We start from the raw sequence: 14,019 nt of genomic DNA on the forward strand, positions 1-14,019 counted from the left end.
CACCCCCAGGATCAACCTAGTGCCGACGCCCTGATTGACGAAGGTGATGGGAGGGAAGCAACATCCGCATGCACATCTGGCCAGGAAACCCGTACCCGTTGGGCGCCACCTACGACGGTGGTGGGACGAACTTCGCCCTCTTCTCCGAACTCGCGGAACGGGTCGAACTGTGCCTGTTCGACGAGGACGGGAACGAGACGCGGGTCGACCTGCCCGAGCGGGAGGCTCTCGTCTGGCACGGTTATCTGCCCCGCATCGTGCCGGGTCAGCGTTACGGGTACCGCGTGCACGGTCCCTACGACCCGGCGAGCGGGCTGCGCTGCAATCCCAGCAAACTGCTGCTCGACCCGTACGCCAAAGCCATTGATGGCCGTAACGACTGGAACGAGGCGCTTTTCTCCTACCGGTTCGGCGATCCGGGTTCGCGCAACGACGACGACTCCGCGGCCTACGCGCAGAAGTCCGTCGTCATCAACCCGTTCTTCGACTGGGGCAACGACCGCCCGCTGCGCATCCCGTTCCACCAGACGGTCATCTACGAAGCGCACGTCAAGGGCATGACCGAACGGCATCCCAGCATTCCGGAGGACGTCCGCGGCACCTATTCGGGCCTGGCCCACCCGGCGATGATCGAGCATTTCAAGAAGCTGGGCGTGACCGCCGTCGAGTTGATGCCGGTGCACCAGTTCGTGCACGACAGCACGCTCGTCGACCGGGGGCTCACGAACTATTGGGGCTACAACACCATCGGCTTCTTCGCACCCCACAACGGGTACGCCTCGTTCGGCGGCCACGGCGGGCAGGTGCAAGAGTTCAAATCGATGGTGAAGGCGCTGCACCAGGCCGGCATCGAAGTGATTCTCGACGTGGTCTACAACCACACCGCCGAGGGCAACCACCTCGGGCCGACGCTGTCGTTCCGCGGCATCGACAACCCGGCCTACTACCGGCTGGTCGAGGAGGACAAGCAGTTCTACTACGACACGACCGGCACCGGGAACAGCCTCAACGTGCGGCACCACGAATCGCTGCGGCTCATCATGGATTCGTTGCGGTACTGGGTGACCGAGATGCACGTCGACGGCTTCCGGTTCGACCTGGCGGCCGCGCTGGCCCGCGAGTTCCACGCCGTCGACCGGCTGGCCGCGTTCTTCGACCTCGTGAACCAGGACCCGGTGGTCTCGCAGGTCAAGCTCATCGCCGAGCCGTGGGACGTGGGTGACGGCGGTTATCAGGTCGGCGGCTTCCCGCCGCTGTGGACCGAATGGAACGGGCGGTACCGCGATTCGGTGCGCGACTTCTGGCGGGGCGAACCTTCCTCGCTGGGTGAGTTCGCGTCGCGGTTCACGGGCAGTTCCGACCTGTACGAGATCGACGGGCGGCGGCCGATCGCGTCCATCAACTTCGTGACCGCGCACGACGGTTTCACGCTCGACGATCTGGTGTCGTACAACGAGAAGCACAACGACGCCAACGGCGAGGACAATCGCGACGGCGAGAGCCACAACCGGTCGTGGAACTGCGGCGTGGAAGGCCCGACGGACGACCCGGACATCGTCGCGCTGCGGGAACGGCAGAAGCGCAACTTCCTGGCCACACTGCTGTTGTCGCAGGGCGTGCCGATGATCGCGCACGGCGACGAGCTCGGGCGTACTCAGGGCGGCAACAACAACGTCTACTGCCAGGACAACGAGATCAGCTGGGTCGACTGGTCCGAGGCCCGCAACGCGGACGTGCTGACGGGCTTCACGCGGCGGCTGACCGAACTGCGGGCGAAGCACCCCATCTTCCGGCGCCGGCGGTTCTTCACCGGCGAGTCCTTCGGCGAGGACAAGGTGCCCGACATCGCCTGGCTGCGGCGCGACGGCCAGCCGATGACCGAGGCGGATTGGAACACCCGCAGCGGAATGACGATGACGGTCTTCCTCAACGGAAAGGGCATTCCCGAACGCGACGCCCTGGGCGAGCCCATCACCGACGACTCGTTCCTGCTGCTGTTCAACCCGCTCGGCGAAACGGTGCAGTTCACCCTGCCGGATCGCAGTTTCGGGCGTACGTGGGAGATCGTGGCCAATACGGCGGATCCGTTGCTGGCGGTCCGGCGCAAGACCGCGAAAGCCGCTTCTCAGCATGAAGTGACGGGGCACACGCTCGTGGTGCTACGGTGCCGCTATTAGCGAGCAGCCCTTCGTCCTGTTCCCTTCGATGGGCGAATATCCGGTGTACGACGACGGCGTCTACGACGCTTTCGACGTCCGGGACGAGCGTTTCCGCGCCTACAGCGAGGCGATTGCCGGGGCGGCGGCGGGCCGGGTGGTGCTCGACATCGGCACCGGCCGCGACGCGCTGTGGGCCGTCGCGGCGGCCCGGGCCGGGGCGGCGCACGTCTACGCGGTCGAGCGGCAGCCCGACGCGGCCGCTCAGGCCCGCCGCACCGTGTCCGGTCTCGGCGGCCGGGTGACTGTGATCGAGGGTCTGTCCACCGCCGTCGACCTGCCGACGCGGGCCGGGGTGTGCGTCTCCGAGATCGTCGGGAACATCGCGTCCGCGGAAGGCGCCGTCACCGTTCTCGCCGACGCGCGGCAGCGCCTGTGCACAACCGACTGCCTGTGGATACCGTTCCGCGTCCAGACCTGGGCGGCGGCCGTCTCGCTTCCGGCTGGTGGGCGGCTGTTGGCTTCCGAGAGCCTTCCGTACGTCGAGAAGGTGTTCGCCGCCGTCGGCCGCCCCTTCGATCTGCGGTTGTGCCTGGGCGGTCCCGCCGCCGACCTGGTCATCTCGTCGGCGGCGCCGGTCGAGTCGCTGGTCTTCGATCACCGGCGCCCGCCACCCGACGCCGACGGGACAGCCACGGCCCGCCTCACGGTCGACGTCGATTCGGCCCGGATGACCGGCCTGCTGCTGTGGAGCCGGATCGCTGTGTCGTCAGCGGCTTCGTCACGGGAAATCGACAGCCTGACTGGCGATACGCGCGGGTGGGCGCCGGTCTACGTGCCGCTCGACCCGACGGAAATCCGCTCCGGCGACCACCTGGAGGTCACCTTTCACCGCCGGACCAGCGACGACGGCATTCACCCCGACTACCACGTGTCGGTGCTCGCGCCGAGCGTCGAGGAGCCGTTGGTCTGGTCGAGTCCACATCACGGCGGCGTTTTCCACGAGTCCGCGCTGCACCGGGAACTGTTCCCATCCTGACTTGCGTGTCCACAGAGGCCGGTGGATGGTGAACTCATGTGGCTGCCGCCCGAACCGGACTGCTGGCTGCACCCTGCGGTCGAGGTCCGGTCGTCCCCGATCGAGGGCTCGGGCCTGTTCGCGCGGGCGCCGATCACGGCCGGGGCGTGGTCTCGGGCCACGACTGGACCCACCTGGACCTGCGCGAACGCTACGGCGACCACTGGGTGCCGGCGCTGCTGAGCCGGATCCAGGGCGCGCGTTGATCATCGCCCCCGGTTGCGGGGATGGTTGCGGGCCACCCGCTCGTTACCGTGCCGGTAGTTGCCGGTCAACCGGGCCATGAGCTCCTGCGGGTCCCCCTCCTCGACCTCGGCCAGGAACCGCGCGGCGGCCGCGCCCCGCAGCACCCCCGCCGCCCGCCCGTGATGCTGCATCTCGACGTCCCCGTTCTTCCGGACGCGATACGTGAATCCTTCGGGTGCACCAGTCATCCCCGCATCGTCGGACCCACACCACCCTCCCCGCGACCGATTTCCCCATCCCCGCCACCCTGTTCATCCACGGCCTAGCCATTTGGCGCTGGCGCATGTGGCAGGGCGCGTGGCGGTGGCGCAGACGCAGTACGAGTGGCTCTTTCGCAGTGGCGCTGGTGCATGGCACGGGCGCGGAATATTGCGTTCAGGCAGCGTGACGCTGGATGGCGGCGGCCCAGCCGGGCAGGTCGGCGGCGGCGCGCTCGGGCGGGCCCACGTAGTCGGCCGACGGGCGGATGATCTTCGCGAGGCGCTTCTGCTCGAGGATGTGGGCGCTCCAGCCGGCCGTGCGGGCGCAGGTGAACATCGCGGCCAGCATGTCCACCGGCACCTCGGCGAAGTCGAGCACGATCGCCGCCCAGAACTCGACGTTCGTCTCGAGCACCCGGTCCGGCTTGCGCTCCCGCAGTTCGGCCAGGGCGGCCCGCTCCAGCTCGGCGGCGACCTCGAAGCGCGGCGCCCCCAGCTCACGCGCGGTCTCCCGCAGGATCCGGGCCCGCGGGTCCTCGGCGCGGTAGACGGCGTGCCCGAAGCCCATCAGCCGCTGCCCGCTGTCCAGCACCTTCTTCACGTACGACCGCGCGTCCCCGCTCTTCTCGACCGCCTCGACCATGCCGAGCGCCCGCGCCGGCGCCCCACCGTGCAGCGGCCCCGACAACGCGCCCACCGCCGCCGACAGGCACGCTCCCACGTCGGCGCCGGTGCTGGCCACCACGCGCGCCGTGAAGGTCGACGCGTTCATCCCGTGCTCGGCCGCGCAGACCCAGTACCGGTCTATCGCCGCCACGTGCCGCGGGTCCGGCTCACCCCGCCACCGGATCATGAACTGCGACGTCACGTCCGCCCCCTCGGCGACCCGCCGCTCCGGCACCGCCGGCCGTTCCGAGCCCCGGGCCGACGCCGCCACCAGGCTCAACAAAGCCGCCGACGCCCGCGCCAGATCCTGCCGAGCCTCCGCATCCGAGATGTCGATGAGCGGCCGCGTCCCCAACGCGGCCGCCGCAGCCTGCGCCGCCACCCGCACATCCCCGGTCTCCACCGGCACACGCACCGGCGAGCCCGGTGACAGCGGTGACTCGAAGGAGCCGTCGGCCAGCAGGCCCCATACGTCTCCGAACGACACGGCGCCGGCCAGGGAGCGGATGTCGACGCCGCGGTAGCGGAGCGCCCCACCGTCCCGGTCCGGCTCGGCGATCTCGGTGTCGAAGGCGACGACACCGGCCAGCCCTGGGTTCACAGTCATCATGTTGACGAGACTGGATCGCGTACATGTTGACGTCAATATTGATCCAGTCAACATGAGAGCATGTCCACATGCCTGCCGAACCGCCCCGCCTGACCACCGCCGAAGTCGCCCAGCGCCTCGGTGTCCGGCCCGCTACCGTCTACGCGTACGTCAGCCGCGGCCTGCTCAGCAGCCACCGCAACGGCCAGGGCAAGGGCAGCCTGTTCGACCGGGACGAGGTCGACACCTTCCTGTCCGCGCGCAAGCAGCCGCTGCTGCCCGGCATCCAGACCGGCATCACCCTGATCCAGGGCGGCCGCCTGCAATATCGCGGCCACGACGCCATCCAGCTCGCGAGCGTAGCGAGTTTCGAGGAGGTCGTTCATCTCCTGTGGACAGGTACCCGTGACTACGTTCCGCTGCCGGCCGACGAGACCCAGCGCCGCCTGGCCGAGGCCGTGATCGGGCCGCTGCCGGCGATCGCCCGCCACACCGATCGCCTGCGGGTCGCCGTGGCCGCCCTGGCCGCCGCCGACCCCCTGCGCTTCGACACCTCGCCCGCCGCCGTGACGGCCACCGCCCGCACCCTGCTCGGCACGATGGTCGCCACACTCCCCTTGGCCGGCCGCGCCACCAGCGCCGGCAGCATCGCGGAACGGCTCTGGCCCCGCCTCACCGCCGGCGAACCCACCCCCAAGGAACACAGCCTGCTCGACGCCGCCCTGATCCTGCTGGCCGACCACGACATCGCCGCCTCCACGCTGGCCGCCCGGGTCGCCGCGTCCACCCGGGCCAACCCGTACGCCGTGGTCGGCGCCGGCCTGGCCGCGCTCGACGGCCCCCTGCACGGCGCGGCCAGCAGCCTCGCCCACCCTCTGCTCGCCGAATCGATGAGCCGCCCCGACCCCATCGGCACCATCGCCGACCAGCTCCGCTCCGGCGAACCGGTCCCCGGCTTCGGTCACCGCCTCTACCCGGACGGCGACCCGCGCGCGACCGCCCTGTTCGAGATGCTCGGCGACACCCGCGCCCGGGAGGCGGCCGAGCGCCTGGTGGACATCATGCGTACGCGATCGGGCCTGCGCCCCAATGTCGACCTGGCCCTGGCCGCGCTGTGCATGGAGCACGGCATGCCGGCCGAGGCGGGCGAGACGATCTTCGCCGTGGCCCGCACCGCCGGCTGGATCGCCCACGCCCTCGAGGAGTACGGCGACCGTCCGCTCCGGTTCCGCCCGTCGGGCGAGTATTCCGTCCCCCGCAGTCGGTAGGGTCCGGTCATGTCGTCCGAAGATCCGAACAGCCTGTCCCTGCTCGAAGGGCTGCACTCGACGCCCGCCCGCCGCTACCTGTCGGCCGAACCGATCGCCGATGACGTCGTCCGCGCGATCCTCGACGCTGCCGTGCGCGGCCCCAGCGGCGGCAACAGCCAGCGCTGGGCCTGGATCGTCGTGCGCGACCCGCAGGTCAAGCGGCAGATCGCCGAGTGGTACCGCGAGGGGTGGGACAAGAGCTACGGGTCGCGGCGCGAGCAGATCCTCGGCTCCGCCGACCCGAACGGCATGAGCGCGGCCAGTTTCCGGGCCGCCGACCACCTGGCCGCCCACCTCGAGGAGGCGCCGGTCTGGATCTTCCCGGTGCTGATCGGCGCCGCCCGGTCGAGCAATCCGCGGCTGGGCTCGTCCATCTACGGCGCCGTGCAGCAGCTGATGCTGGCCGCTCGCGCCTACGGCATCGGCTCGACGTTGACAACGCTCTATTCGGGGCATGAGGACGGCGTACGCAAGCTGTTGAATCTGCCCGAAGACGCGCTCACCATGGCGTTGATCCCGCTCGGCTACCCGGCCCGCGGGCGCTGGGCCCAGCCCAAGCGGCGGCCGCTGGACGAGGTGGTCTTCACCGAGAGGTACGAGGAACGACCATGATTCCGTACGTCAAGAGTCTGACCCTCGACTGCCAGGACGCGCTGGTCGTGGCCCGTTTCTGGGCGGCCGCGCTCGGCGGCGAACTGGACACCGACGCGACCTCGGCCAAGGCGTTCGTCGAGGCGCCGGGCTGGGGCGGGCCCAACCTGTGGTTCCAGCGCGTGCCCGAGCCCAAGCAGGGCAAGCTGCGCCTGCACTTCGACCTGCGCGCGCCCGGCGGCGACATCCCGGCCGAGGTCAAGCGGCTGACCGACCTGGGCGCGACGTTCGCCTGGGAGGCCGACGGGATCATCGTGCTGCGCGACCCGGAGGGCAACGAGTTCTGCGTCGAGGAGTAGGCGGGGCCGAGTCGTAAAGTGCGGCGGGGGCCGACCGATATCCGGGTATCGCACGACGACACCCGATGGAAGGGACCCCGCCCATGGCTCAGCGGACTCTGCCGGTCCGCGACGACCGGTGGCAGCCGACGGACCGGATCTACGAAGGTCTGATCGCCAAGGCGGTCGACCGTTCCGAGGATTCCGAGGCCCGTGACGGCACCGCCGAGATGATGGCCGGCGCCCTGATCCTGGTCATCCTGTTCGTCGTGGTGCTGAAGGGCTCGGGTTCGCCCGCGGCCGCGCTCGGCGTGACCGGCCTGCTCGGCGCGCTCGGCTTCTTCTACATGGTCAACAGCGCCCGGCCGGCCCGGAGCGACCGCTCCAAGCTGCTGGTCGAGCTGGGTGGCCCCGGTGGTCTCCCGGCCGGCTACCTGGTGCACGCCAAGGCCTGGAACGCGGGCATGTCCGACCACGTGGCCGGCGTTCCCGAGTCGCAACTGCTGGCCGCGGCCGAGCTGTGCAACATCTTCCCGGGTACGGTCAACGACCTGCTCCGTTTCGTCGGCAACATCGCGATCCACGTGCCGTCGAGCCGTCACACGAGCGCCGAGGACGTCCGCCGCCGGGCCCGTGAGCTGGTGCACGTGGGCAAGCCGCTCGTCGTCGACTACGCGAAGAGCGCGCCCAAGCTGCCCACCCCGCCCCCGGAGGGCAGGAAGGGCAAGTGAACTGACCAGCGAACGCCCCGGGCCGAAACGGCTCGGGGCGTTCTTGGCGTACGGGGAGAACTCATGCGGCCAGGGCCGCGTACCGGCCGCCCACGTCGACCAGCGTGTCGTGCGTGCCCGCCTCCAGGATGCGGCCGTGGTCGACGACGGCGATCTGGTCGGCGTCGCGGACGGTGGACAGGCGGTGCGCGATCGTCACCGTCGTGCGGCCGCGGGAGAGCTCGTCGAACGCCTTCTGCACGGCCCGCTCGGTCTCGTTGTCGAGCGCGCTCGTGGCCTCGTCGAGCACCAGGATGCGCGGGTCGCGCAGCAGCGTGCGGGCGATGGCGATCCGCTGCTTCTCGCCGCCGGAGAACCGGTGGCCGCGCGAGCCGACCATCGTGTCGTACCCGTCGGGCAGGCCGGCGATCAGGTCGTGGATCTGCGCGGCGCGGGCCGCGGCCTCGATCTCGGCGTCGGTGGCGTCCGGCTTGGCGTAGCGCAGGTTCTCGCGCACGGTCGTGTGCAGCAGGTAGGTCTCTTGCGACACCACACCGACGATCGACGTGAGCGTTTCGTGCGACAGATCGCGCAGGTCGACGCCGTCGATCGTGATCCGGCCGGCCGTCGGGTCGTAGAGCCGGGCGATCAGCGCCGCGATCGTGCTCTTGCCCGAGCCGGTCTCACCGACGAGGGCGAGTGACGACCCCGCGGGCACGTCGAGGGTGACGCCGGCGACGGCGGCCGACGGGCTCCCGGCGTACGAAAATGTGACGTCCTCGAAGCGCAAGTGGCCGCGCGCGGCCGGAACCGGCACGGGCCGGGCCGGTTCCTCGATGTCGATCGGCAGGTCGAGGTACTCGAAGATGCGCGCGAACAGCGCCAGCGACGTGGTGACCGTGACGCCCACGTTGAGCAGGCCCATGAGCGGCCGGAACAGACCGGATTGGAGGGCGGTGAACGCGACGAGCGTGCCGATGCTCAGGCCGCCCGAGGTGACCGGCAGGCCGGCCGCGAGATAGATGACGGCCGGGATGGCGGCGAAGACGATGCTCATCGAGGCCATCCGCCAGCGCCCGGCCAGCTCGGAGCGCAGCTCGAGGTCGATGAGCCGGCTCGACGAGGTGCTGAACCGCTCGACCTGGGCCGGGCCGGTGCCCATCGTCTTGCTCAGCTGCACGCCGCCGATGGACAGACCCTCCTCGATGATGACGTTGAGGTCGGCCAGTTCACGCTGGCGCTGGGCGGTGATGGCCCGGCGCATGCTCGCGACCCGGCGGGTGAGCCAGATCGACGGCGGCAGCACGAGCAGCGACACCAGCGACAGCTGCCAGGAGAGGGCGGCCATGGCCACCGCGGTGGCGATGACTGTGGTCAGGTTCGAGGCGATCGACGTGGCGGTGGACGTGACGACCGCTTCCATGCCGCCGATGTCGTTGGTGATGCGCGACTGCACCTCGCCGGTGCGCGTCCGGGTGAAGAAGGCGATCGACTGGCGCTGCAGGTGACGGAAGACGTCCGTGCGCAGCCGGTGCATGACGCGCTGGCCGATGGTGGTGCTGATCCACGTCTGGACGACGCCGAGCGCGGAGGTGACGGCGGCGACCGCGACCATGCCGATCACGAGCCAGACGAGCAGTTGCACGTTCTTGTCCGGCAGCGCGGAGTCGATCACCGCGCGCAGCAGGAACGGGCTGGCCAGGCCGACGATCGACGAGGCCACGATGGTGAGGACGACGACGGCCAACGGGCCGCGGTGGTCGGTGAACAGGGCGCCGATGCGGCGCAGCGAGACGTTCTTCGCCTGCGCGATCTCAGCCGCGGACGGCTTCTTTTTTCCACGGGGGCTTTCCAAGAGCGGACCTCGCATCCGTACGAGCGATATTGCTGAGGTTACCTCAACATGAGGGAACAACAGAAGTCGCTGGTACGGTATTCCCGTGGACGACGAGGGTCTGCTCGAGGCGTTCTTCGCGGTGTCCCGCCAGTTGCGGCACCGCACCCGTGAAGCGCTGGAGCCCTGGGAGCTGACGCCCTCGCAGGCCCGCGCGGTCAGCGTGCTGTCCCGCCACGGCGACCTGCGCCCGGGCACCCTGGCCGAGCACCTGCGCATCGCCCCGCGCTCGGCGACCGAGATCGTGGACGACCTGCAGGCGGCGGGCCTGGCCGAACGTCATCCCGACCCGGCCGACCGCCGGGCCGTGCTGGTCATGCTGACCGACGAAGGCATCCGGATCAGCCGCAACATCAGGAACGCCCGCCAGGCCGCCGGCGAGCGCTTCTTCGCCGCCCTCTCCCCCGACGACCGGGCCGAGCTGGGGCGGCTGCTGCGCCGGCTGCGCGAGGACGCCGGCTAGCCGAGGCGCCTCGTATACGCGGTCAGGCAGGCCGCCGACCCAGTGGCACAGAAGACGGCGACCAGCAGCGGCATGGGCACCTCGACCCCGGCCAGGCGGATGAGCACGGCCAGCACCACGAGCGCGACCAGGCAGACGCCGAGCGCGACCGCGGCCAGGTGACCGAGCGCGGATCGGGCCGGGTCCGGGCGCCGGACCCCGCCGGCCGGGACCCGCAGGGACTCGGCGAACGCGTCGGCCACCCGCACCAGCGAGTCGGCGTCGCGGATCTGGTTCTCGGCCGCGGTCAGCCGCCGCAGCTCGGACAGGGCCCGCGCGTGGGCCGGATCGATGCGCAGGGCGCGGGCGTACACCTCGCGCGCACTGAGCGGACGGCCCGCGGCGAACAGGGCCATCCCGTACGCCACCTGCACGTCGGCGTCGTAATGCGCGATCTCGGCCGCGGCCGCCAGCACGGCCTCGGCCTCGGCCGTGCGCCCGGCCGCGAGCAGCGCGCGACCGTGCCGCTCGGCCGCCCGCGGGTTGCCCGGGTCCTCGTCGCCGGCCGCCGCGGCCGCGGTGATGGCCAGGTCGTGCCGGCCCAGCGCGGTGTAGGCGGCGCTGACCCAGAACAGCTCCTCGACCCCACGCGGGTTGAGCCCGAGCGCGGTCCGGGCCGCGTAGAGGGCGTCGGTGTACGACCCGAGCGCCATCCGGGCCCGCGCCAGCAGCAGCCAGGCCACGGCGTTGTCGGGCTCGGCCCCGACGACGGGGGTCAGCAGGGTCGCGGCCTGTCCGGCGCGCCCGCTCGTGAGCAGGTCACCGGCACGGTCGAGAAGGTTTTCACTGGGCACGCAGTGGTGATCGGTCCCGACCGGCGCGGGCGGCGGTTCGGCTCGGGTGCGTCTTGGTTGTGACGCAGCTCATTCCGCCTGGTGTTCAAGCCCGACGGTGGCAGTGCCGATCGAGGACGGTTGCGAACGAGGAGCAGACGAAGGGAACACCGCCATGAGCCTGACCATCACCGAGACCCGCTGGGCCGCCCACACGAGCCTCGTGCACCTGAACGCGGACGTGGCCCGCCTGCGCTCCGACTTCGTCATGGGCGCCGGCAAAGAGGTCCTGGCGGCCGACCGCGCCGCCGTCCACGACAGCCGCCGGGTGCTCAACACCCACCGCGCGTCGCTGGTCGACGTCACCGTCTGACGGTCACCGGCCGGCCTCGGCGTCGCCCGCGCGCAGTTCCCGGTGGTGCTCCGTGAGCGCTTCGAGCATCCCGCCCATGAAACGACGCACGGTCTCCATCTCGCCCGGGCTGAATTCGTCCATCACGACCTGACTCCGGGCCCCCAGCGGCCCGAAGAAGGCTTTCGCGACCTCCATCCCGGGCGCCCCGTAACGCAGGTGCACCACCCGCCGGTCGGCGCTTTCCCGCGTCCGGCGTAGATGCCCGTCCCGTTCCAGGCGGTCGATCACGGCCGTGGTCGCCCCCGACGAGAGGCCGAGCGTCTCGCCCAGCCGGCCCGGCGTCAGCGGTGTGTCCAGCCGTTCGGCGTGCATCACCGCGATCAGTGCCTGCAGGTCGGTGAAGTGCAGACCCTGCCGGCCGGCGAAGTCGTGGGCCAACCGTTGCGCCTCGATCGTGTATCGCTGCAGCAGGTCCACGACATCCTGGCGCACATCACTCACCGCGCCAGTGTTGCAGATTTCCTCGCCCCGGGTAAGAATCTCGATTGTCGAGATACTTAATCGTGGAGGGTTCATGCGACGCGCCTGGCTCACGCTGGTGATCGCGGTGCTGATCGGCGGTGGCGTGATCGCCTTCGCCGGTCCACTGGAGACAACGAACGACCCCACCGCCTCGCTGCCCAGCGCGGCCGAGTCGACACGGGTGGCCGAACTCGAGCGCCAACTGCCGTCCGGGCAGGTCAATCCGGCCCTGATCGTCTTCGCCAAGGACGACGGCACCGCCTTGACCCCCGAAGAGCTCAAGACCATCGAGAGCTTCGGTACGCCGATCGTCGCCCCGGGCAAGGACGCGGCGATCGTCTCCAAGCCGTATCCGGCCGGCTACTCGGCCGAGCAGATCGTCGAGGCGGTCGGCCAGCTGCGCGAGCAGGTGCGGGCGGAACTGCCCCCGGGCATCACGGCCCAGGTCACCGGTGGCGCCGGCTTCACCGCCGACCTGGCCGACAGCTTCTCCGGCGCGAACCTCCGCCTGCTGATCGTCACCGTCGTCGTGGTGGCGTTGCTGCTGCTCATCACGTATCGCAGCCCGATCCTGTGGCTGGTGCCGCTGGCCGTCGTGGGCCTGGCCGACCGGCTGAGCGGTTCGGTCGTCGCGATCCTGTCGCGCCACACCGACCTGGCCATCGACGCGTCCACCAACGGCATCATCACGGTGCTCGTGTTCGGCGCCGGCACCAACTACGCCCTGCTGATCATCTCGCGCTACCGGGAAGAACTGCACCGGTACGAGGACAGGTTCGAGGCGATGCGGTACGCGCTCAAGGGCGCCGGCCCGGCCGTGCTGGCCAGCTCGGGCACAGTCGTGCTCAGCCTGCTGACCCTGCTGCTGGCCAGCCTGGGCAAGAACCTCGCGCTCGGTGTCGCGGGCGCGGCCGGTATCGCCATCGCCGCGGTGTTCGCTTTGTTCGTTCTGCCGCCCGCCCTGCTCGTTTGTGGCCGAAAACTGTTCTGGCCGTTCATCCCGCGCGTGGGTGTGTCCGGCGTCGAGGCCGAGAAGGGGCTGTGGGCCCGCATCGGCCGGGGCGTCTCGCGGCGGCCCGCGATCGTCACCGTGGCCGCCGTCCTCGTGCTGGCCGCGCTGGGCAGCGGGCTGGCCGGCACCAAGCTGGGCCTGTCGCAGGCCGACCAGTTCCGGGTCGAGGCCGAGGCGGTCGACGGCCTCGAGACGGTCAGCCGCTACTTCCCGGCCGGCGCCACCGACCCGGCCACGATCATGACCACGCCGCAGCGGGCCGAGGAAGTGCTCGCGCTGGTCACCAGGACACCCGGTGTCGCCTCGGCCCGGATCGGGGAGCGTACGGGCGACCTCGCGAGCATCAGCGCCGTGCTCACCGCCGCGCCGGACACCCCCGAGGCGTACGACACCGTGCGCGCCCTGCGCGACAACGTGCGCGGCACGGACGCCCTGGTCGGTGGCAGCGTGGCGGCCGGCCTGGACGACCGGGACGCGGCCCGGCGCGACCTGACGGTCATCGTGCCGGCCGTGCTGCTGGTCGTGCTGCTCGTGCTGATCTTCCTGCTCCGCGCCCTGGTCGCGCCCGTCCTGCTGCTGGTCACGGTGATCGCCAGCTTCGGGGCCGCGCTGGGCGCCGGGTCGTGGCTGTTCCGGCACGTGCTGGACTACCCGGCCCTCGACACCGGCGTACCGCTGCTGTCGTTCCTGTTCCTGGTCGCGCTCGGGGTCGACTACAACATCTTCCTGGTCACCCGGGCCAAGGAGGAGACGCCGCAGCGTGGCACCCGGGACGGGATGGTGCACGCGCTCGCGGTCACCGGTGGCGTCATCACGAGCGCGGGCATCCTGCTGGCGGCCGTGTTCGGGGTGCTCGGCGTGCTCCCGGTGATCACGCTGACCCAGATCGGCGTCATCGTCGGCATCGGCGTCCTGCTGGACACGCTCCTCGTGCGTACGGTGCTGGTCCCGGCCCTGGCCACCATGTGCGGCGACCGCTTCTGGTGGCCGGGCCGCCCGGCCGCGCTCCCCGCCCCGGAGACACCGGCCCCGGCCGCGCGCTGACCACCCTGACATCGCGCGCCCCGGCCCGGCGGC

Annotated in this window: 15 protein-coding genes; 10 read left to right on the top strand and 5 right to left on the bottom strand. The window is 70.8% G+C overall.

Going from position 1 to position 14,019, the window contains the following annotated elements; genetic code table 11:
- Nucleotides 1-68 precede the first annotated feature (68 nt).
- The 3 genes from glgX to M1L60_RS03935 are packed head-to-tail and all read left to right on the top strand — an operon-like array spanning nt 69 to nt 3,440.
- Complete coding sequence (gene glgX / locus M1L60_RS03925) at nt 69-2,177, top strand: glycogen debranching protein GlgX (protein WP_253235866.1); 2,109 nt, start codon at nt 69-71, stop codon at nt 2,175-2,177.
- Between the two features lie 28 nt (nt 2,178-2,205).
- Entirely contained in the window at nt 2,206-3,195 is a 990-nt protein-coding gene (locus M1L60_RS03930) for an SAM-dependent methyltransferase (protein ID WP_253235867.1), read from the top strand.
- A 38-nt stretch (nt 3,196-3,233) separates the two neighbouring features.
- A complete protein-coding gene (locus M1L60_RS03935) occupies nt 3,234-3,440 on the top strand; it encodes a hypothetical protein (RefSeq protein ID WP_253235868.1) in 207 nt (68 codons plus the stop codon).
- Here the strand turns inward: M1L60_RS03935 and M1L60_RS03940 are convergent, their stop codons facing one another.
- Together M1L60_RS03940 and M1L60_RS03945 are read right to left on the bottom strand one after the other, a co-directional pair.
- Nucleotides 3,441-3,668: a hypothetical protein gene (locus tag M1L60_RS03940; RefSeq protein WP_253235869.1), complete on the bottom strand. Its 228-nt coding sequence runs from the start codon at nt 3,666-3,668 to the stop codon at nt 3,441-3,443.
- A gap of 187 nt (nt 3,669-3,855) precedes the next feature.
- Complete coding sequence (locus tag M1L60_RS03945) at nt 3,856-4,956, bottom strand: citrate synthase 2 (RefSeq protein WP_253235870.1); 1,101 nt, start codon at nt 4,954-4,956, stop codon at nt 3,856-3,858.
- 68 nt (nt 4,957-5,024) lie between these two features.
- Here M1L60_RS03945 and M1L60_RS03950 point away from each other — a divergent pair, with 68 nt between their 5' ends.
- From M1L60_RS03950 to M1L60_RS03965, 4 genes are all read left to right on the top strand, one after another.
- A complete protein-coding gene (locus M1L60_RS03950) occupies nt 5,025-6,203 on the top strand; it encodes a citrate synthase family protein (protein ID WP_253235871.1) in 1,179 nt (392 codons plus the stop codon).
- 9 nt (nt 6,204-6,212) lie between these two features.
- Nucleotides 6,213-6,857 carry a nitroreductase family protein gene (locus M1L60_RS03955; protein ID WP_253235872.1) on the top strand — a complete coding sequence of 215 codons (645 nt, stop codon included), beginning with the start codon at nt 6,213-6,215 and terminating at the stop codon, nt 6,855-6,857.
- On the top strand, nt 6,854-7,195 hold the full coding sequence (locus M1L60_RS03960) for a VOC family protein (protein ID WP_253235873.1): 342 nt from the start codon (nt 6,854-6,856) through the stop codon (nt 7,193-7,195). Before M1L60_RS03955 ends, M1L60_RS03960 begins: the two co-directional genes overlap by 4 nt.
- 83 nt (nt 7,196-7,278) lie before the next feature.
- A complete protein-coding gene (locus M1L60_RS03965) occupies nt 7,279-7,905 on the top strand; it encodes a hypothetical protein (protein WP_253235874.1) in 627 nt (208 codons plus the stop codon).
- A gap of 61 nt (nt 7,906-7,966) precedes the next feature.
- Here M1L60_RS03965 and M1L60_RS03970 read toward each other — a convergent pair whose 3' ends face one another.
- The gene (locus M1L60_RS03970; protein ID WP_274622862.1) at nt 7,967-9,739 is read right to left on the bottom strand and encodes an ABC transporter ATP-binding protein; all 1,773 of its coding nucleotides are present in this window, start codon (nt 9,737-9,739) and stop codon (nt 7,967-7,969) included.
- Between the two features lie 85 nt (nt 9,740-9,824).
- Between M1L60_RS03970 and M1L60_RS03975 the strand changes: the two genes are divergently transcribed.
- Nucleotides 9,825-10,241 carry a MarR family winged helix-turn-helix transcriptional regulator gene (locus tag M1L60_RS03975; protein ID WP_438862065.1) on the top strand — a complete coding sequence of 139 codons (417 nt, stop codon included), beginning with the start codon at nt 9,825-9,827 and terminating at the stop codon, nt 10,239-10,241.
- Here M1L60_RS03975 and M1L60_RS03980 read toward each other — a convergent pair.
- Nucleotides 10,238-11,074: a tetratricopeptide repeat protein gene (locus tag M1L60_RS03980; RefSeq protein ID WP_253235875.1), complete on the bottom strand. Its 837-nt coding sequence runs from the start codon at nt 11,072-11,074 to the stop codon at nt 10,238-10,240. The genes M1L60_RS03975 and M1L60_RS03980 overlap by 4 nt on opposite strands.
- A 154-nt stretch (nt 11,075-11,228) precedes the next feature.
- Between M1L60_RS03980 and M1L60_RS03985 the strand changes: the two genes are divergently transcribed.
- Nucleotides 11,229-11,426 (top strand): hypothetical protein, encoded by a 198-nt coding sequence (locus M1L60_RS03985; RefSeq protein WP_253235876.1) that lies wholly within the window; start codon nt 11,229-11,231, stop codon nt 11,424-11,426.
- Between the two features lie 3 nt (nt 11,427-11,429).
- Here M1L60_RS03985 and M1L60_RS03990 read toward each other — a convergent pair whose 3' ends face one another.
- The gene (locus tag M1L60_RS03990; protein WP_253235877.1) at nt 11,430-11,909 is read right to left on the bottom strand and encodes a MarR family winged helix-turn-helix transcriptional regulator; all 480 of its coding nucleotides are present in this window, start codon (nt 11,907-11,909) and stop codon (nt 11,430-11,432) included.
- Between the two features lie 73 nt (nt 11,910-11,982).
- Here M1L60_RS03990 and M1L60_RS03995 point away from each other — a divergent pair, with 73 nt between their 5' ends.
- On the top strand, nt 11,983-13,986 hold the full coding sequence (locus tag M1L60_RS03995) for an MMPL family transporter (protein ID WP_253235878.1): 2,004 nt from the start codon (nt 11,983-11,985) through the stop codon (nt 13,984-13,986).
- Nucleotides 13,987-14,019: the final 33 nt, after the last annotated feature.

It is taken from the genome of Paractinoplanes aksuensis (assembly GCF_024137025.1).
Classification (GTDB): Bacteria; Actinomycetota; Actinomycetes; order Mycobacteriales; family Micromonosporaceae; genus Actinoplanes; species Actinoplanes aksuensis.